Genomic DNA, 19,679 nt, shown 5'->3' on the forward strand with positions numbered 1-19,679 from the left:
AACAAGTAAAGTAAGTTCTTTACATAAACAACCGATTTTATTTTAATAAAATCGGTTGTTTTACTATTTGTAATGTAGGAAAGGAAAATGGTTCATATGGAGATTTTAATCGGTATATTGTTTAGTATTTTATGGGCATCAGGTGCTATCGCCACAAAAATTGGTCTTTTATCTTCATCCCCTTTAATGTTTGCAACAACAAGGTTAATTAGTGCCGGTCTTATCATGTTTATCTTTACATATTTTATCAAATCTAACAGATGGCCTAAAGGAGTAGAGTGGAAACAGTTAGTTGTACTAGGTATATTGAATACCACTTTGTATGTAGGTTGCTGTTTCTTGTCACTAAAGTTGGTATCATCTAGTTTATTTAACTTATTTATCACAGTAAACCCATTTGTTGTTGCTTTGTTGTCTTCTATGTTCTTAAGTAGAAAAGTAACAAAACAAGAATGGGCTGGTATGTGTATTGCCGCGTTTGGCTTATTTATTGCCGTATATCCGTATTTAAAGGATACGCAAGCCACTGTATCAGGCATCATTATTCTTGCAATTGGCATGTTGTCTATGGGAATTGGGAGTGTATGTTTCACAAAATACGATATGAAGATTGATCGTCTAGTCATTAATACTTGGCAAATCATCTTTGGTAGTTTATTTGCAGTTCCTTTAAGTTTCTTATTAGATACAAATCCATATATTAATTTAGACATGAATTTTGCTATTGGTCTATTTTGGCAGGTTGTTATGACTTCGATAGTATCCATGTTACTATGGTTTTATTTATTAAAAAAAGATCCAATAAAAGCAAACAACTATCTATTCTTAACACCGATTTTTGGTTATTTACTAGCTTGGTTAATACTTAAAGAAAGTATTACAATATACCATCTGTTTGGTGCAATTTTAGTAATTGGTGGTTTGTTAATCTCAGGAACCATGAATATTAAAGACTTACTACGGTCAAAAACAAGAAGTGAAAAACATAATTCTATTTAAAGTTGAAATATTTGACCGCTCAATTCAACTAAATATGTAGTGAATGCTCTTGGTAATTTCGACTGAAGTTATCTTGGGCATTTTTTTGAGTTTTCTTCCATTCTTTTTCAGAATGTATGTAAAAAAGCTACATACGTTATAAAAAAGGAGGGAACGGAATGAAAAGACTTTGGTTTGTCATTTTGTTTTTTATCACCATGCTTACAGGTTGTTCTGTAAAAGATGTAAATTGGTACCCGATATCACAAGAGGTCATGGCCACTACACCAAAAGAACTCCCATTTCCAATATCCTATCCTACTAAATTACCTTTCGAAGTAGATTCAATAACAGTTACAAATGAGAATGCAGAACATGTTACCGTTGTTTATTCAAGTGAAGACAATCAAAACTTAATTGTTGAAATAACAAGAGGAAAGGATGTTTTCCCACAAAAATCTTTACAAAAGATCAATACATTTGATAAAACTCGTCAAGCATTTAATCATCAAAAAAATGAATCACATTATATATACTGGAATGAAAATGACGTACATTATCAAATTTATTCATCTAACGAAAATAAGAAACAATTAACAAATGATGAACTTTGTACAGTTCAAAAGTCTTTTTCGGTGAAATAGGAGTTACGTTTTTTTCATCGAGTTTTTTTAGATAACGTCAAGTATTGATAGTATCTTTTTAAAGATATTTTTGTTTTAAAACCTATTTTATTTACCAATTCATCTTCATTTATTCCTTGCTTAATTAGACGAAGAATAAACGTATTCCTCATCTGTTGTGCAGAAATACGTCTACCTAATTCTGCTCGTTTCACTTCCAGTCGAATCATCTTTTGTATAGCAACCTCAGACAAAGCCTTTGGTGCATCATTTTCGTAAACCCATCGATATGTACCTCGATTAAAATCAAATGCCACAAATAGGGGATTATCTGTGTGCTGTCGAGGTCTTACAGGTTCAGGGATAGTCGAATAATATTTGTAAAGCTGTTGTGTATCTTCAGCTGTTAAGAAGATGGATCTAGTAACTCCGTTTTCTCCTGGAACAATTAAAGTGTTCCTAGCAAACTGTATATGGCTCATATTAAGCGATACAAGCTCTTGCAAAGACAAACCGTAGTTTACTATTAAATTAATTATACAAACGTTTCTATCCATAATTAGAGGACGATATTTAACTTGTCTCTCTGTTAACCCCTTAGTTGATAGAACAGTTTGTTTTAAAAGTGCCTCTTCCAATTCGGTAATAAAATCATTGTCATTTAGTGATTGATCCGGAATTAAAGAGAGATGAATATCATCTAATGGACTAACTATACCTAAAAACATGTGTAACTTCTTTAAAACCACCCATATCCTGTGCCTTGTTTTAAGAGAATATTCTCGTTTGTGTTCTAACACTGAGAAATAAGCTTGATAATCATCTACGGATATTTCATTCCATGATTTGATATGTAAAAGCAACTCATTTTCATTCAACCATCTATAAAAATCTTTAATATCGTATGCATATCGTTGGATTGTAGAATGTTTTCGGCCTTTTTCACTTAAATATGTAGAGAAAGTTTCTAAAGTTTCCTCTAAGCTAATTGTCTCGTTCAATATAATCACCTAATTTCTTTGGATATATTATAACAGAAAATAAGTGAAAGACCTGCTACCGCCCTTTGCTACGCACGGTTGCTGGCATATCCAAAAAGCAAACGGACAAACAACCCTTTGCTTTTTGGATATGTTGTTTATCATTTATAAAGCCAAATAAATAAAACTATCATAATACTCCAAAAAGGCACTACAAAAACTAATCCCGAAAGAACCCCTTTAAAAAATCTAATTTCGTTATAGGTATTCATTTCTATGTAAGTCGTATCTTTTAGTACAGCCATGTTTAGTCCTCCAATATAAATTGTTTATTAAAATGAAAAAAGGACAAACCTAGTCCTGGTAGGGATACATAGGTTTGTCCTTTTGTATGAGGGTAATGATCTGTTTAATTATCATTATTATAACGTAATTTACAAATATTTTCAATTAGGTCGGACATCTTATTAACAATCATACTAATTGTATTAAAAATCTATTATAAATATATCTTATATATTAAAAAGAAATAAAGATAAAACTATTATAGGTTATCAAAAATAGGGGAAAGATCTACTCCCACAAGGGAAAATTTGATATTAAAACGTAAAAAATCATAAATAGTAGAAAATGTATTCGTAAATTCAATGATTATTAGACTATCAATTCTACAAAAAAGCATAAAGAGAATTATATATTTCTACATGAAATCGGAAAGAAATTGATACAAATCACTTTATATTTATCCACCTATGAAAATAGGCTTTATTTTCTTTATTTTGTTAAATATAGCAGTATTTAGCGTTCGATTACCCACATTTTATCCAGATTAGGCTCTTATTTGTTAACATTACTCAGTATTTACACATAACTCACATTATTATTGATGATTTTTATTAGATAAAATGAACGACAGTAGTATTATCAGGGGTATTGAGGAAATATTATCCACATTGGATCATATTTATCCTCATATCCACTATTATTATTATTTTCCTTTTGATTTTTTGTAGGTATTATGAGATAGGTTTTAATACATTAGAAGAACACACTCTAGTATTATGTGGAGAGTTATGTATTGATAAAACCAAATTTGTATAGAATTGCATAAAAAAAGACTCCATTTTACATGAAGTTCTTTCGATTTGGTATTTATAAATAGAGTAGTAGGAAGGTATTACTAATTAAAGAAACACGAATAGCCCTCCACTTTTGTTTTTTTCAAAAATAGAGAGCTAGTTGTTATTATTTTATTTCCATTGCAGTTAGTACCTGATCTGGAGCTGTTATTGTTACACCAGCACGTACTAAACGTTCGAAGGTACGCATAAACTCTAGTAAATTAAACTGCTTTGGTAGCTCAATCACACGAAGTTTTTCTTGTGGTAGCTTATCAATGGCTTCGATAAACCATTCACGTACATCACTTGGGATCGTGCGTTCTTTATGACCACGCACTTTTAATTTTTCTCGCATTTCAATTTCTAAAGCGGTATATGCATGAAGATTCACACCTTGATCATATGCATATTTTCTAAATAACGTTTCTTCCGGGTATTTTAAATAATTACGGTGATAAGACTCTTCCGTGACTGGTACCGCAAACTTCTGCTTCAGTAGTGCATGCACATTCTTAAACATCTTCTTAATGTTGTGTAGAGAGTACATAGAATAATGTAAACCGAAATTAAAGACAGCTTGCTCACGGTCACTATTTCTCTCTTTTGGTATATGTTGCGCAATAAGAGGGTAGATACCTTCTTTCGCTGCAGCATCAAGGATTTGATATTGAGATGTTTGATGTAATAGTTTTTTCAATGTATATACAATTTTCGTTGGATATCCTTCTTTTCGATCAATTATGTCACGAAGTCCGCGAATTACACTGCGGATTTGGCGATGACAAGTATGCTTTAATACATGAATGAATTTATTCATGTCTGCAGACAGTTCACCGATATTCATCTCTTGTAGAACTGCTTCTATAAATTTCGCTTTACGAGCATAGGTAGCTTTTGGTGTAAATGGATCCCTGTGTTGCTCTTCTCCAGATTCTTTTGTACATAAAAAGTCCGAATGAATAGATAAATATAAGGTTGTATATCGTTTTGTATGCTTTACCCCTTTTTGCATTTTGCAAATTTTGAATAGGGGATTCCCCGTACATGGTAATGCCGTTGTTAATTCATCGATAACGGAACGGATTTGATGCGGATATTTTTTATGTAAGAAACGATACATCCCACCGAAGTGAGTTTTGTTGCCTCTTTCATCCTGCTTGTCCAATGAACGCTTTAATGTTGTTTCTGTATGTTGTTGCATGGCAATGTCTAAGAATAGTTTCTTAGCCGCTACAGATAGCTTAAAGAAAGCCTTGGTAAATACAACAGGACTAATATATACGTATGGATTTGCTTTTTCTGTTTCCTCATTCATAAAATGAGTCAGTTTGATTGTATATCGGCCATCTACTCCGTTTTCAATGGAGATAATGTTATGTAAGTTTAATTTCTTTAATGCAATATAGAATTGAGAGTGCTGGATATAAGCAAATTCTTCTTTATATTGCTTGTAATCTTCCCACATCATATGTATTGTTACATTTGGAATGACGCCGTTTGTATAGCATTTTTTATGTAGGTATAAGAATACTTCAAGGTCAGCATTCGTAATCCCATATAATTTATGTTTTCTTCCAGTTTTCTCTGCAAGTGTAGACATTGCGCGACGTGAAAAAGATGGTTTTGCTTTTTCTACAAAGCCTTCTACGTCAGCAATACGTTCTTCGTATGTCATGTGCTGCAGAATATCTTCTAAATATGTATCTTTATAGCTGTAGTACTTCTCCTCAAATGTTTCCACAAATTTTTGCCAAGCTTTTAATGTTACTAACACAGCATTGGTTGTTTCCCCATTTAAGCTACGTTGATTACGTATCACAAATGATTTTCCCATCTTTTTCACCTCCGTTCTACAAATTCAGAAAGATATGCCAAATTACTATAAAATATTCCAATTTTGATTATAGCAAAACGAATTTTGTAAAAATGTGCTCCTTTAAGAAGAAAAATAGCAACTTGCAACAGCTTATGAAGCTAGTCGTATCAAGGGTTAAGAGAATTTCTTAATTTTTTTTTGTGTTAAGGATACCGCAAACGTGTTGCAAGTTGATTATATGTATATGAATAAGCAGAAAAAGTATCTAACCCCTTGATATATAAGGGATTAGAGTGAAAAATGATAGGGGGGTTAGGGAAAGGATACCGCAAACGTGTTGCAAGTTGGTTAGCAGGATCATTAATAATGAATTGCAATGATTACCCTTGATATAAAAGGTTTTTTTGGCACTTATAGATTGAAAATAGGGAAAGGATACCGCAAACAGTGTTGCATCTTGTGTAAAGAATAAGGGCATGAATACCGCAAACGTGTTGCAAGTTGGATGATATGTATATAAGTAAGTGAAAAAGTACCTAAACCCTTGGTATATAAGGGATTAGAGTGAAAATGGTAGGAAAGTTAGGGAAAGGATACCGCAAACATGTTGCATTTTATGTATGTAACTTACTCAAAATATAAGAAAAATAGCTTAAAAATTTTAAAATTACTAGGTTGAAAAATAAATTATACTGTTGCAAGTTGAAAGGTAAGCCCGAACTATAAAAAATAAGCATACCTTAACCGTACGCATCATAAATCACCGTATATCATGATTTTTTTAATCAGATATACGGTGATTTCATTTTATCTGCCACATTCTGCTTGGATCATTTTTGACCAAGGCATATATTGATTTAAAATTTCCGAATGTGGATAGATATCAAGATTCGGAAAATCCGTCAGTAACTTCAAGAGATAACGATAGAAATCCACTCCGTTTGCTTTTGCCGTTTCTGCGATACTTAAACAGATGGCGTTGGCTTTTGCACCAGCTTCACTGACGGAAAAGAGCCAGTTTTTTCTTTTATGTGTTTAAGTCCTAAAAGGAAAAACTGGATTTTTGCAAACACTCCGAAAGGAGCGAAGGCTAGTGCTGTGACTTATAGTATTGTAGAAACAGCCAAAGAAAATGGGCTTAATCCTTATCAATACTTGATGTACATTTTCGAGAAGCTTCCCAATGTAGATGCGAGTAATGAGAACGCCATTGATCGGATTTTTAAAGCCTGATTTTCTACTTCTGTCAAAAATGTCTCGTCATATTCAAATTCCTGTACCTCCGATAAATATCTTATATTTTTTGCTGCTTCAATTCCTCGCCTACGCAAGGCTTTCGATTTTACCAAATCACAATAATAAATGGTATTCGCTGTAGTTGGTACTGAGCCAGCTAATTGAGTAAGATAGGTTACGCCGCCCACATCCTCCAGTATCCCTTTTTGATTTAGTTGTTCGGAAACAGTGACCACATCAATATCTTTATAGCCACCCTTTATACTCTTTAATTCTGGTTTTAATTCTTCCTCTGGAATAAGTAATGATAAGGTTTTGAATAGTTTGTCATCACCTTTGTTGCTTAACTCTGCTGCTAATTTATTTACATACCAATTAGGTGCTCCTGTCGCAATTAATCATATCGGCACATGTTTCAACAGATTTTTCAAAGCGATAAATAAATACAACTTCAATATATCTTTGTCCATCTTTCGAGTGCGGCTTAATGACTTCTAATTTTTGAAATAGGCCCGAGATTTACTGGTGTTCCATACAATTATAAATTGTTATACACAACTTCCAGTAGCTTGATAATATTGTCTTGACGTTGAAACAGTTCGTCCTGACGTTGAAATAGTTTGTCAAGAGTTTTCGTTATACTTTGAATGGCATTACCTGTGCCATAAAGTTTATTCTTGAACTCTACAAGCCCTTGCTTTATCTTTTCAATTTTATTGTCAATTACATCGGCGTATGCGAGCCATAGTATAAATTCGTACATAAAAGGATTAGATTAGTCATTCCTAGGTCCAGTTTAAAAAATTGGGTATTGCTAGGCCTAGTTTCGTATTGCAAAAAATGTGCTATTGCCGTTTATTATTTTCAGGATAGTATTTAACAACAAGAGTCAAATTGAACAGTTGTTTTTCAGTCTTTTTTCATATCGAGAAACATATACTCAGTAAGAATGACTTTAGAATAGGAGGATCTAAATGACAAACAACAACCTGTTAAGCTTTTATGATCCATATGTTTATCAGACATTAACAACCATTGTTGGTAAAATTGTTACTGTTCAAACCATAAGAGGTAGCGTTCGTGGCTCCTTGAAAAATGTATTGCCAGATCACATTGTTGTCGAATCTAACGGAACTCCCTTTTTTATTCGTACCGAGCAAATTATTTGGGTTTTTCCTGGTTAACAAAAAGGAAGTGGAGGGGAAATAATGTTTAAAAGAATAAATAAATTGGCAATTGAACTTCCTATACCCGCACACGGCGATATGAATGCTGCAGCAGCAGTACAAGAACTCTTGGGTGGCAAGTTTGGGGAGATGTCTACCTTAAATAACTATATGTTTCAGTCTTTTAACTTCAGAAATAAAAAAAAGCTAAAACCATTCTATGAGTTAGTGGCAAGCATTACAGCAGAAGAATTTGGTCATGTAGAACTTGTTTCTAATACGATTAATTTGTTATCGGTAGGTAATACTTTTCCAGGGAATCCGGATATCACTCCACTTCAAAATGGGAAGGATGCGAGAAACACCCACCATTTTATTTCTACAGCTCAAACGGCTATACCAGGTGATTCAATGGGAAGACCTTGGACTGGTGATAATGTTTTTAATAGTGGAAATCTGGTTTTAGATTTAACACATAACTTTTTTCTAGAGATTGGTGCACGTACACATAAAATGAGAGTTTATGAGATGACTGATAACCCAGTTGCTAGAACCATGATTGGGTATTTACTTGTTCGTGGAGGAACACATATCCTCGCCTATGCGAAAGCAATCGAAATTGCTACAGGGGTAGACTTGACGAAAATGCTTCCAGTTCCAAATCTTGATAACTCAAAATTTGATTATGCCAGACCGTTCATAGAAAAAGGCTTAAGCAATGTGCTATTCACATGGAGCGAAACAGAATACAGGGATATCGGAATGATTTGGAAAGGAACAAATCCGGAAAATGGGCAACCGCTTGAAGTGAAAATTGGTACTCCTGAAGGCGGACCAATTCCAAACTTAGAGGAGTTACCTGAAGAATTTGCTCCTGGTATTACTAGGGACGATTATGAATTAATCAAAAAACGTCTAATGGAAAATTTATAATAGATTTTTTGTAGGAAAGTTTTTCAACGACCTGGAGGATTTGAAGCAACTATAAGAGGATATTTTTACCAAGCAGCTAGAGAAACAGAAATTAGGTTAGCAAGGAGACTAATTAAAGGAGAACGATTTCATCCATTACTTCCTTTGAGGTAATGCTTTTCTTTTGTAAGCCCGAACTATAAAAAATAAGCATACCTTAACCGTACGCATCATAAATCACCGTATATCATGATTTTTTTAATCAGATATACGGTGATTTCATTTTATCTGCCACATTCTGCTTGGATCATTTTTGACCAAGGCATATATTGATTTAAAATTTCCGAATGTTGATAGATATCAAGATTCGGAAAATCCGTCAGTAACTTCAAGAGATAACGATAGAAATCCACTCCGTTTGCTTTTGCCGTTTCTGCGATACTTAAACAGATGGCGTTGGCTTTTGCACCAGCTTCACTGACGGAAAAGAGCCAGTTTTTTCGACCCATCACATTTGGACGAATGGCATTTTCGGCTGGATTATTATCAATTTCGATACGGCCATCCTTCAAGAATGCTTTTAGTCCATTCGCTCTGTTCAGAGTATATTCAGCTGCTTTTGCAAGCGCATTTTTGCCGTAGAATGGTGATTTTTCAACCCAGTCAAGGAATTTCTTAACGATTGGCAACGCAAACTTTTGACGTTTCTTTCTTCGCTTACTGGGAGACAGATGCTTGAATTTCCTTTCAAGTCGATACAAAGCATCACAATAGCTGACACCGATTTGTCCGTTCTTGCTGTTCGCTTTCATCCAATAACGGCGAACATGCGCCCAACAATTTGCGAAGGTGACGCCTTCTATTTTGTCATAGGCCGAATAACCATCACAGACAATCGTTCCGGAATAATCTTCAATGAAGCTTTCGAGAACAGACCGAGCACGTGATAATGAACTTTGAAACAGGACAATCGTTGGACCTTGACTGGGCACACTTCGATAGACCCAATTGTAGGCGTTAGACTGACCAGATTTGCCATCGGAACGGTTGATAATTTGTGAATACGTTTCATCGACATGTAGAATGGTTTTAGCCATCATCAAAGACTTCATTCGTTCGTAAATAGGCAATAGCCAATCGTGTGAGGCACGAATGACCCAATTGGAAAGGTTCTTATCATTCGTGTTCAGGCCATAACGCTCCCATTCCTTTACCTGACGGTAAAGAGGTAAGTATTGTGAAAATTTATCATACATCACTTTGGCAAGTACGCTAGGACTTGCGATGCTACGTTGAATGGGAGGTTGTGGCGCTTTACCACGTTTAATCTGCCCTTTTTGTAATGAATCGCTTTTGCATTTTTTACATTCATAAGCGTGTTCAATATGTTGAACTTTCATCATTTTCGCAGGAATAAATTTCGCCTCTTCACGCACGATTGTACTGCCCATTTCTATCATTTGATCATGGCAACCGTCACAGATTGTATTTGCTGGATGATGGTGAATAGCTTCTATTTCAATATCTTCACGCAAGGAATCATTTCGTTTTTTTGGTTGAATTTTTCGTACAACAGTATAAGAAATGGTCTGTTGGCTTTGTTCTTCTGTGTGCTCAGGATCAGTAAAAGACGGGTCATCCTCAAATAAGGACACTTGCCCGTCGGGCGTATTGTATTTGGATTTTTCTGTTTTAGAGCCATATAAGAGCTTGGTTAAGTGTTGAAGTTGTTGCGTTAACGATTCAATCTGTTTCAACGATTGATCCAACTTTTTCGATAACTCTTTATTTTGTTGATTCGAATGAGCTAATTGATCTTCAAGCAATCGAATTAATTTCTCAGATTGATTTTCATTCGTAGAAGAAACGTTCGTCACATCATTCACCACTTTCGTTCAGTTTCGTTCAGTTTCGTTCCTCCTATTATAATCAGTTCGAACAGTGAAAATAAAGATAAAAATAACGACTTGAACGAATTTAGAACGCACCTTTTGGCGATGGTTGAATGGCTTTTGGCTGCTGAATGGATAACCCTTCAAGGAGCCAGCGAAGCTCCTGTTGTGAAAGATGGCGTACTTCATTTTCATCTTTTGGCCATTGAAGTTTTCCACTATCCAAACGCTTATACAGCATGGCGAAGCCATCACCATCAAAATACAGACATTTATAGCGGTCTTTACTCCACCCTGAAAATAAGAAAATGGAATCGCCATATGGATCAAGTTCGAAAGAATCTTGAATCAGTGTGGCAAGCCCATCAATTCCTTTTCTCATATCTGTCTTACCGCAAATGATATAAATGTTTTTAACACTTGTATAGTCGTGTTTCACCCATTTTTCAACTCCCTCATGACCGCTTGGATGATATGCTCATCTACACCGTTAAAGAAGGAAATTTCAGCGTTTGCTGTTTTAATCGTGCAAGTAGGATTGGAGGAAAGCACTGTTGGCTTTGTTGCAGAATTATTTTCGTTTTCGGTATGTAATGTAACGGGAACAATGGTTAGTTTTTGTTGTGGCATAGGAAAAGCACCTCCTTTTATTGATACATGTATCGTACCAGGAGGTGCTGCGTGTTTATATGCGTTGTTTGAATGGGGGCTTACGTTGAAAGAAATAGGGAAAGGATACTGCAAACGTGTTGCAAGTTGATGAGTTAAGGAAAGCAAAGCGCAAAAGGAATGCAAGTAGAGAAGAAATAGGAAGAGAAAGAGCAACCATGTTGCAAATTAAGGACTAAGGGAAAGCAAAGTGCAAAAGGAATGCAAGTAATGAAGAAATAGGGAAGAGAAAAGGCAACCATGTTGCAAATTGAAGACTAAGGGAAAGCAAAGCGCAAAAGGAATGCAAGTAGAGAAGAAATAGGAAGAGAAAGAGCAACCATGTTGCAAATTGAGGACTAAGGGAAAGCAAAGCGCAAAAGGAATGCAAGTAGAGAAGAAATAGGAAGAGAAAGAGCAACCATGTTGCAAATTGAGGACTAAGGGAAAGCAAAGCGCAAAAGGAATGCAAGTAGAGAAGAAATAGGAAGAGAAAGAGCAAATATGTTGCAAGATGATGAGTTAGGGGAAGAAAGACGCAAAATCTTGTAAATATCTGTTACAATAAATTAAATATAATAGTAGTAAGGAATTTTATGATGAAAACTACTTTGTTATGATCCATGGTTTAGGGAGGAATATAAAGTGGATAATTTATTACAAATGTTTCGAGATGCATTGTTAATCTCTGAGCCAATTTATAAAACAAATGAGCTAGTATGGAATAAGTGGAATGCCTACTTTAAAGATGTTGAAAACAATAATAATAAAGTATTAACCTCATCTCATGCATCTCCATCATTTACGGCATTAGTGTCTTGGCTAGAAAAAAAGCAAGAATCCGGTATTACATTAGTACAAATTTATGCGAAAATTGATTCCTATAAGGAAGAAATATATAAAGAAATCGAAGGATTTATAGAAAAAGAATTTCAAGATGTAGCACCTTCAAGTTCCATAGTAGTAGAAAATGATCAAAATATAGATAAGACAAGCATAGTAAACCATGAGGATTATTATGAGGTAAATAACTCTGCTGTCTATTATAAGCTAAGAGATGGGATTGCAAAAAATCAATTTGAAGAAGATGAGTTAAGTAAGGTTTTACAATATCCAATTGAAACCAAATCTTCTAATGGTGTAGCTCAACTTTCTTCACATAAAGATGAAGATTTAAGACTTACAAATATAGAAGAAGCTGCTCGGTGGAATACCCTTGTCGATGATGTAATGAGTAATATGGATGATTTAACGGCAGATTGTTTAGATGCAATTACAATACAATGGATAAACGAAGCGAAATCTCCAGACGAATTCATTGATTTTTCTTATGAGCAAGTTTTAGAGATGTGCAACATCCCAAAAACAGTAGTCAAAAATAAAGAATACTATAGAGCGGAAGATAAAATTAAAATAGCAAAGAGAATTGCGGCTTTAGCAAGCATTTTTATCTATTTAAATGATGATAATGAGGTAGTAGTATTAAATGACCGTGATGATGATGGAGAACGTTTAGAATTAAAACGTGAAGTAATCAAAAGGTTATTTGTATTAGATTCAGTTGTATTGTGGAGACATAGTGTTACTAATGAATACATGGGCATTGAGTCTTGTCGTATTAAGCCAGGCAGCTTTTTAACCAATTACTTATACGGATCAAATAATACAACAGCTTTATTATCTAAAAAAGCACTTGAATACAATAGTTATAGACACAAATATCATAAAAGGTTAATTCGATACTTAACATGGCAATGGAGAATTAGACAAATGTATTCATCATTGAAAAAGCCATATTCTATAGGTGGGGACAAAGGGCTGCTAGCAGTAATGGATATCCCAAAAGATTGGAAGCCGAATCGCATTAGAGAACAGTTGGAAAATGTTCTAATGGATTTAGAAAATGAAAAAGTAATCTCTCATTGGGAGTATAGTGATCCACTTGATGAACAACAAATTGGGAAACGTAATTGGTTTAAAAACTATTACGCTAATTTAGGAATAACGATTTTACCGCCTGAGGAAATGCTGCAATCAATGGATAGGGTAATCGGAAAGAAATGTATAGAAGAACTTCAAGAACAATTACCTGAAGTAACAGTTGTTAAAGAAGTAAAGAAGACTGTAGAATCAGTCGAACAAATAGAGAAGAAGATCCGTGAACAAATACTGAAAGTACACAATGAAAAAAAAGTAAGCATTCGTGAAATAGCAGATGAAATTAGTATTTCTCCGTCTACATTATCTAGATTTTGCAATTATAAAACAAAACGTTTATCTAAAAAAGCATTAGAAAAGCTAACGAAATGGTGCGAAAGACAAGAAATATTAGAAAAGATGTAACATAGACTAAACATTTCTTTTAATAATAGTCCAATTAAAAATACACATACATTATGTATGTGTATTTTACTTATTATCAATTGCAAGAGGCAAAATTTCTTTTATTAAAAGTAATTTTGGAGGGCGAAGGTCCTACTGAAAAATCAAAATAGTTATACTGTTTAATCCACTACAATTAAACTTCTTGTCTTATCGATATGGTTCAGTAACATACGATACTCTTCTTCATACATAGTTAAACGTTGTAGAAGGGATTGATTCTCAGCTTCTAAATCTTCAATTTGATTTTGTAAAATTGTCAATTCATTTATATCTTTATAATTTTGTAGAAAGAGAATAATGTCATCTAATGTAATAGACAAAGAGTTTGTTTCTTTTTCTGGTTGGGAGAGAGGAATGCTGTTTCCCACTTTTCGGTGTTGTTTGGCTTGTTGGATTTCGTCTTGGTATTGTTTTCTCACATATGAATTCCAACGAAATCCACAAGCTGCGGGTGTTCTAGCTAGTAGTTTTGCTACTTCTTTGAATGCAGCTAACTGTGTTCCACCGTTACGAATATACTGAAGTACTGTTGATGCGAGAAGTAAATCGTTATCATTAGTCCAAGAATCTTGTCTTGAAATTACCACGTTTTAACCCCCCATATATGTTTTATATTACATATATGCAGTTACTTAAAATGATAGAAGCTCAATCTCTCTTACAATAATTAAGGGTAAGTTTATAGAAGTATCTATGATTTTCAATGCAAAATTACATATAGGGTTGACTATTCACCAAACCTGTAACTATAATAGTTACAGGTTTGTAGCTGAATTAATAGGATTGACATGAGTTAGTTCTATGAATGATGTATAAACAAATATTTAAGAATGAATGGAGTTGAAAATATAGACCTACATATAAAATATATTTCTAGAAAGAAATTAGGTAATATACATTTTTTTATAATTATATATTAATAAAAAGAGGTGCGCGTTTTGAAAATTTTTAAGGGAATTCTAGTTTCTTCAATTGCATTAACAGCATTTAATGGAGTAGGTGGTATACTTCCAAGTGAAAAATCAGAAGTTGCCTACGCAGCTACTTACAATTATTCAAATAAGCAATTGAATTCTACTGTACATAAACAAGCTACTAAACAATTAATTTTAAAATTTAAAAATGAAGCGAATTTACCATATCAGGATGGAATAGAAAAATTCATTAAAGAAGAAAAACAAGATCCTGAATTCATTGGAATTTTAGCTGAATATCCAAATGTAACTATAAATCGACTTTTTAATTCTTTAAATCCTAAAGAAATTAAAAATCTAGGTAAAGAAATAAAAGATTCTGATCATATTTCTTCTAATTTGCTAAACTACTATATTGTAGAAACTCAAGATGGTATTGATGTACAAGCGTTACTTACAAAAATTGAGAAATCATCTCTTGTTGAAACGGCGTATTTACAGGAAGAAGAGGCTTCACCAGCAGAGCGTTTACCAAATTTATCTGTTAACCCATATGATGAGCCTAGACTTAAAAGACAAGGTTATCTTGAACCAGCACCATTAGGAATTAATGCACCTTATGCCTGGAGCATAAAAGGTGGGGATGGAAAAGGGACTACATTCGTAGATATGGAGTATGGATGGTTATTTAGTCATGAGGATTTAGTGAATCAAAAGATTGAATTGATATCTGGACAGAATAAAAGCGAGCACCATGATCATGGTACTTCAGTCTTAGGAATTGTTTCGGCAGAGGATAATAACATAGGCGGAATTGGAATCGCACCCAAAGCTAAGGTAAAGGTTGTATCTCAAATTAGGGATAACGGAAATTATAATACAGCTGATGCTATTTTAAGTGCGGTTAACAATATGCAAGCTGGAGATATTCTTTTACTAGAGGCACAAGCAACTTACGATGGATATGGAGATAAGAACTATCTTCCTGTAGAAGTAAAACCGGATATATTTGATGCAATTCGTCTGGGAGCAAATAAAGGAATTATTATTATTGAAGCAGGTGCAAACGGCGGAAACGATTTAGATCAATTCAGAGACCGTAATGGTAAACAAGTTTTAAATCGTAATAGTCCTGATTTTAAAGATTCAGGGGCAATTATGGTTGGAGCAGCTTCTGCAAGGGTTCCTCATAAACGTTCATATTTCTCTAATTACGGTAGTAGAGTGGATGTGTATGGATGGGGGAATGCAGTTGATACTACAGATGCTAAACCAAGTGAATTTACAACAAATCTATATACTTCTAGCTTTAGTGGAACATCTAGCGCATCACCTATTATTGCTGGTGCTGCTGCATCAATTCAAGGAATTGCAAAAAATAATAAGGGAAAAGTATATACACCAAGCCAGCTTAGAAATATTTTAAGCGACCCTAGTACTGGAACGAAATCTAACGATCCAATCTCTGATAAAATTGGTGTTTTACCTGACTTAAAAGCCATTTTATCTAAACTGGGTTTTTTACCAAACTTAAGTAATGATTCTTCCATTGTATTTCCTGAGGAACAAGAGATAAATAAAGGGAATAAGGGAAATGAAGGATCAACTATTACATTCCCAAAAGAAGATTCCGCTAATAGTGAAGGGGACTCTAGCTTTATTTTCCCAGAATAATTGGTTAATTAGGAAGAGTTAAATAGATTTTTAAATGAATATATTGTTGTGTTCTTAGTGTAGTGAAGTATTTTACATCGAAACTCAAACAAGTATAACCCCTTCCTAAATTTAGGAAGGGGTTATACTTGTTTGAGTTTTTAAATTTAATCACTTTATTGTCGATTTATATTTAGTAGAAAAGATTCATAAACTAATTGCTTTTTAGTAAACCTTGGAGTAAAAGCTTCCCAGTTTCACGGCAAAAGTAATCTTTCGTCTTCCTGAGTCTTACTTCAAAGTAAGATGTTCAGTATGGCTATTCCGTTAATACTGTTGATATTTTAAACAGGAAACGAATGGATCAATTTTCCCAATCTATTTTCTTCCCCAACCTTATTATCAAGCTATCAAAAGTTTATGGCTCTACACCTACCGTGGCTATCGCTTTTCATACGCTTAAAAAGTAAAAAGCTAAGGAATAAAAATATATTTAATTATATAAAGGGAGGAAATGTCTTTGGGATAGTGTTTTATATTGAAAATTCCGTCTTTTATTTATAAAATTATAAATTGTAAAATTGTGGTAGAATCCGTTTTATATGGTTATATATTACATTTTTTACAGGGGGAAATTATGATTGAACATGTTGATGTACTTATCGTTGGTGCAGGACCAGCTGGATTATTTCTGGCAAAAGAATTACTAGGGATTTCTAATCAGACAGTAGCTTTAGTTGATAGTGGAAGATCTATTAAAAAGAGATATTGCCCTTTGGTTAATAAAGGGAATTGTACACAATGTAATATTTGTCATGTTGTTGAGGGGGTTGGTGGTGCTGGAATGTATTCAGATGGAAAATTATCATCTTTTCCAGCAGGTAGTGGTTTAGTTAAGCTTCTTGGAAGCGAAGAAAAAGTAATTGAATTAAATAATTATGTTTTAGACCCATTTATTTCTAAAATGAATAATGATGGAATTAAGCAAACAAAAGCAGATGAATCGCAAGATTCATGTATGATACAACAGGCTACAGATAATAAATTAGACTGGAAATGTTATGATGTCTATCATATTGGTACAGAAGGTATTATTGAATATTGTATTGAGCTAGAAGAGGAGTTAGTCAATGGTGGACTAAATCTACTAACCCAAACAAAATTAAAAAGCGTAGAAAAGAAAGAAGATATTTTTATCTCTACTTTAAGAAATAGAAGGGGAGAAGAGTATCAAATTTCTTCAAGTAATTTAGTCATGGCAACTGGAAAAGCTTCTGGTCATGTTTTAAGAAATATAATGGATAAATTAAATGTAAATTATTCTTTTAATGAAATTGAATTAGGTGTTCGAGTGGAAACTGAAAGAGAAGGTATAGTTGCATTGTCGGAAACTCATTTAGACGCTAAAATAAAAACGAAGATGGATGATGGAGCTGAAGTAAGAACGTTTTGTATGTGTAATGGAGGATATCTAGTTAATTGTTACTATGATTCTTATGTTCCTAACGAAAAAATTTGTACAATCAGTGGATTTTCTTTTAGAGATAAAAAATCTGATAATGCGAATTTTGGTGTGTTAGTAAGACAAAGTTTCCCAGATTATGTTGATCCAATGGGAATGCAATTGGGAATTATACAAGCAATTAATAGGGCCTCGGGTTATGGGGGAACGATTGTACAGAGATACGAAGACTTTATTGCAAATCGTCCTACAAGTAAGGAGGGGCTAGAAAATAATTCAATCCAATCAACGCTTCCAGAAGCTACACCGGTTAACTTAAGATGGGTACTTCCTGATTATGTAACAAATCATATAGAAAGCTTTTTAGGGAAATTATCTGGTTTATCAAATAAGTTAATTACAAAAGATACTTTACTACATGCCCCAGTATGGGAATTATGTTGGGATAAAGTACATGTAGATGAACATTTACGTACGAATATTTCAGGATTTTATGTAGCTGGAGATGCCATTGGATGGGCAAGAGGGATTATTCAAGCCGCGACTACTGGAGTAGTAATAGCTAGAGATATTCATACCAGAAATAAAGAATTAGTAAAAAGTTAGGAGTGGTTATTTGAATCCAAGAGTTGGAGTAGGAGCATTTATTATTGATGAAAACGAGAAATTACTATTAATATTACGTAATACAAATCCTGAGAGAATGCACTGGAGTATTCCAGGAGGAAAAGTAGAGTGGATGGAAACTGTAGAAGATACAGTTGTTAGAGAAATCAAAGAAGAAACAAACTTAGATATAAAATTAGAATCTTTATTATGCGTAACAGATCATATTATAAAAGAACAAGAAGTGCATTGGGTTTGTCCAACATATACTGCAACGGTAAATGATGGCGTAGTTAAAAGAATGGAACCAGATAAGATACTTGAAATCGGATGGTTTTCTTTAAATGATCTGCCAAAACCATTAACACTTACAACAATTAAGGCTTTAGAAGCGTATAGAAAAGAAAATGTAAGGAAGTGCTAATAGTGAAAGCTATCATAATGGATTTAGATGGCACATTAGTTAACAGTGAATGGTTAGCAAAAGAGGCGTATAATTTTGGTTTTAAAGAGGTATTAGGGAGACCACTAACTGTAGAGGAGAAAGAAGAACTAGTTGGAAAGCCGATAGCTCTATTTTTAAGCCGATTCCCTGATAAATCGGATTTAATTAAATCTCATATTCTTCACTATTATCAAGAAAATATTTATAAAGTGAAGCTATATGATGGGATAGAAAATATGCTTGAGAGTTTGTTAATGAAGGATTATAAATTAGGAATAGTTACATCACAGTTGAAACATTTTGCGAATAGTGAATTGGAAAATAATAAAATTCACTCATACTTTCAGAGTGTTTTAACGGTAGAAGATTGTGTAGAAAGTAAACCGCATCCTTTACCACTTATTCAAGCAGCTAAGGAATTAAATATAGACCCTAAACAATGCATGTATATTGGCGATCAAATTACTGATATACAAGCTGCTCATGCTTCTCAAATGAAGAGTGGAGCAGCATTATGGGGAGAAGGTATGTTTGAAAAACTAGTTATACAGGAGCCAAATTTTGTATTTAATACACCAAGTGAACTATTAGAGCTATTAAATCAAAAATTAGAAAATAAATGGTAGTTTATTTTGAGATAGAATTGTAATCAAATAAGATTGAAGAAAAATTTTAGTTTCCATTTTGTCTTTTCAAAATTTATAAAGTGTGAAACTAAATAGAGGATAAGATACAGTGAATTGTCTTATCCTTTTTTATTTATAAGCAATGGTATGTGCATATAGATTTTCATTGAGTAAGATAGCTTGAAATTTACTAATTAAATTGTTACTGAGGGGGAG

At 33.6% G+C, this 19,679-nt stretch carries 17 protein-coding genes and 3 pseudogenes; 11 read left to right on the forward strand and 9 right to left on the reverse strand.

Translation table 11 applies throughout. The features are described 5' to 3' along the window. Window positions 1–87 precede the first annotated feature (87 nt). Both J0835_RS27740 and J0835_RS27745 read left to right on the forward strand, forming a co-directional pair. The gene (locus J0835_RS27740) at window positions 88–999 is read left to right on the forward strand and encodes a DMT family transporter (RefSeq protein ID WP_000233488.1); all 912 of its coding nucleotides are present in this window, start codon (window positions 88–90) and stop codon (window positions 997–999) included. A gap of 158 nt (window positions 1,000–1,157) precedes the next feature. After that, a complete protein-coding gene (locus J0835_RS27745; protein WP_000827038.1) occupies window positions 1,158–1,622 on the forward strand; it encodes a hypothetical protein in 465 nt (154 codons plus the stop codon). Window positions 1,623–1,636: 14 nt separating this feature from the next. On the opposite strand, the gene J0835_RS27750 is transcribed toward J0835_RS27745, so the two are convergent. The 4 genes and pseudogenes from J0835_RS27750 to J0835_RS27765 all read right to left on the reverse strand — a co-directional run. After that, window positions 1,637–2,611 (reverse strand): tyrosine-type recombinase/integrase, encoded by a 975-nt coding sequence (locus tag J0835_RS27750; protein ID WP_002019941.1) that lies wholly within the window; start codon window positions 2,609–2,611, stop codon window positions 1,637–1,639. Between the two features lie 131 nt (window positions 2,612–2,742). Further along, complete coding sequence (locus tag J0835_RS27755; RefSeq protein ID WP_000279641.1) at window positions 2,743–2,886, reverse strand: hypothetical protein; 144 nt, start codon at window positions 2,884–2,886, stop codon at window positions 2,743–2,745. 940 nt (window positions 2,887–3,826) lie between these two features. Further along, window positions 3,827–5,536, reverse strand: coding sequence for a hypothetical protein (locus J0835_RS27760; protein ID WP_046199360.1), 1,710 nt, complete (start codon window positions 5,534–5,536; stop codon window positions 3,827–3,829). Window positions 5,537–6,325: 789 nt separating this feature from the next. Next, window positions 6,326–6,544, reverse strand: a pseudogene (locus tag J0835_RS27765) (IS66 family transposase); the annotation flags it as partial. A 21-nt stretch (window positions 6,545–6,565) separates the two neighbouring features. On the opposite strand from J0835_RS27765, the pseudogene J0835_RS27770 reads away from it, so the two are divergent. Further along, window positions 6,566–6,751 (forward strand): annotated as a pseudogene (locus tag J0835_RS27770) (transposase domain-containing protein); the annotation flags it as partial. Here the strand turns inward: J0835_RS27770 and J0835_RS27775 are convergent. Then, on the reverse strand, window positions 6,667–6,990 hold the full coding sequence (locus J0835_RS27775; RefSeq protein WP_076315514.1) for a DnaB-like helicase N-terminal domain-containing protein: 324 nt from the start codon (window positions 6,988–6,990) through the stop codon (window positions 6,667–6,669). The pseudogene J0835_RS27770 and the gene J0835_RS27775 sit on opposite strands and share 85 nt — an antisense overlap. Before the next feature lie 738 nt (window positions 6,991–7,728). Here J0835_RS27775 and J0835_RS27780 point away from each other — a divergent pair. The 3 genes and pseudogenes from J0835_RS27780 to J0835_RS27790 all read left to right on the forward strand — a co-directional run. Further along, window positions 7,729–7,938, forward strand: a complete 210-nt coding sequence (locus J0835_RS27780; RefSeq protein ID WP_088029881.1) for a YuzF family protein — start codon at window positions 7,729–7,731, stop codon at window positions 7,936–7,938. Between the two features lie 24 nt (window positions 7,939–7,962). Beyond that, window positions 7,963–8,853, forward strand: a complete 891-nt coding sequence (locus J0835_RS27785; RefSeq protein WP_031538344.1) for a manganese catalase family protein — start codon at window positions 7,963–7,965, stop codon at window positions 8,851–8,853. 18 nt (window positions 8,854–8,871) lie between these two features. After that, a pseudogene (locus tag J0835_RS27790) lies at window positions 8,872–8,988 on the forward strand (cell wall hydrolase); the annotation flags it as partial. Between the two features lie 128 nt (window positions 8,989–9,116). Here J0835_RS27790 and tnpC read toward each other — a convergent pair. The 3 genes from tnpC to J0835_RS27805 form a co-directional block, all read right to left on the reverse strand. Further along, entirely contained in the window at window positions 9,117–10,709 is a 1,593-nt protein-coding gene (gene tnpC / locus J0835_RS27795) for an IS66 family transposase (RefSeq protein ID WP_088029994.1), read from the reverse strand. Window positions 10,710–10,809: 100 nt separating this feature from the next. Then, on the reverse strand, window positions 10,810–11,163 hold the full coding sequence (tnpB, locus tag J0835_RS27800) for an IS66 family insertion sequence element accessory protein TnpB (RefSeq protein ID WP_140384346.1): 354 nt from the start codon (window positions 11,161–11,163) through the stop codon (window positions 10,810–10,812). After that, on the reverse strand, window positions 11,160–11,354 hold the full coding sequence (locus J0835_RS27805) for a hypothetical protein (protein ID WP_039238838.1): 195 nt from the start codon (window positions 11,352–11,354) through the stop codon (window positions 11,160–11,162). Before J0835_RS27805 ends, tnpB begins: the two co-directional genes overlap by 4 nt. 663 nt (window positions 11,355–12,017) lie before the next feature. Here J0835_RS27805 and J0835_RS27810 point away from each other — a divergent pair. Further along, window positions 12,018–13,715, forward strand: a complete 1,698-nt coding sequence (locus J0835_RS27810) for a helix-turn-helix domain-containing protein (protein ID WP_000369389.1) — start codon at window positions 12,018–12,020, stop codon at window positions 13,713–13,715. A gap of 161 nt (window positions 13,716–13,876) precedes the next feature. On the opposite strand, the gene J0835_RS27815 is transcribed toward J0835_RS27810, so the two are convergent. Next, complete coding sequence (locus J0835_RS27815) at window positions 13,877–14,344, reverse strand: RsfA family transcriptional regulator (protein ID WP_000237083.1); 468 nt, start codon at window positions 14,342–14,344, stop codon at window positions 13,877–13,879. A 351-nt stretch (window positions 14,345–14,695) separates the two neighbouring features. Between J0835_RS27815 and J0835_RS27820 the strand changes: the two genes are divergently transcribed. The 4 genes from J0835_RS27820 (at window position 14,696) to J0835_RS27835 (ending at window position 19,463) form a co-directional block, all read left to right on the forward strand. Then, window positions 14,696–16,345, forward strand: a complete 1,650-nt coding sequence (locus tag J0835_RS27820; RefSeq protein WP_000688768.1) for a S8 family peptidase — start codon at window positions 14,696–14,698, stop codon at window positions 16,343–16,345. 616 nt (window positions 16,346–16,961) lie between these two features. Further along, window positions 16,962–18,392, forward strand: coding sequence for an NAD(P)/FAD-dependent oxidoreductase (locus J0835_RS27825; RefSeq protein ID WP_000569550.1), 1,431 nt, complete (start codon window positions 16,962–16,964; stop codon window positions 18,390–18,392). Window positions 18,393–18,402: 10 nt separating this feature from the next. Beyond that, complete coding sequence (locus J0835_RS27830; protein WP_001069632.1) at window positions 18,403–18,816, forward strand: NUDIX hydrolase; 414 nt, start codon at window positions 18,403–18,405, stop codon at window positions 18,814–18,816. Between the two features lie 2 nt (window positions 18,817–18,818). Continuing rightward, window positions 18,819–19,463 (forward strand): HAD family hydrolase, encoded by a 645-nt coding sequence (locus J0835_RS27835; protein ID WP_000644049.1) that lies wholly within the window; start codon window positions 18,819–18,821, stop codon window positions 19,461–19,463. Window positions 19,464–19,679 lie beyond the last annotated feature (216 nt).

The organism is Bacillus cereus group sp. Sample62 (assembly GCF_036851315.1).
Taxonomy (GTDB): domain Bacteria; phylum Bacillota; class Bacilli; order Bacillales; family Bacillaceae_G; genus Bacillus_A; species Bacillus_A wiedmannii.

Excerpts from the sequence above, each read along its gene's own strand:
- J0835_RS27745 (WP_000827038.1), top strand. The coding sequence starts at position 1,158 with ATGAAAAGACTTTGGTTTGTCATTTTGTTTTTTATCACCATGCTTACA.
- J0835_RS27740 (WP_000233488.1), top strand. The coding sequence starts at position 88 with ATGGTTCATATGGAGATTTTAATCGGTATATTGTTTAGTATTTTATGG.
- J0835_RS27785 (WP_031538344.1), top strand. The coding sequence starts at position 7,963 with ATGTTTAAAAGAATAAATAAATTGGCAATTGAACTTCCTATACCCGCA.
- J0835_RS27805 (WP_039238838.1), bottom strand. The coding sequence starts at position 11,354 with ATGCCACAACAAAAACTAACCATTGTTCCCGTTACATTACATACCGAA.
- J0835_RS27780 (WP_088029881.1), top strand. The coding sequence starts at position 7,729 with ATGACAAACAACAACCTGTTAAGCTTTTATGATCCATATGTTTATCAG.
- J0835_RS27825 (WP_000569550.1), top strand. The coding sequence starts at position 16,962 with ATGATTGAACATGTTGATGTACTTATCGTTGGTGCAGGACCAGCTGGA.
- J0835_RS27755 (WP_000279641.1), bottom strand. The coding sequence starts at position 2,886 with ATGGCTGTACTAAAAGATACGACTTACATAGAAATGAATACCTATAAC.
- J0835_RS27760 (WP_046199360.1), bottom strand. The coding sequence starts at position 5,536 with ATGGGAAAATCATTTGTGATACGTAATCAACGTAGCTTAAATGGGGAA.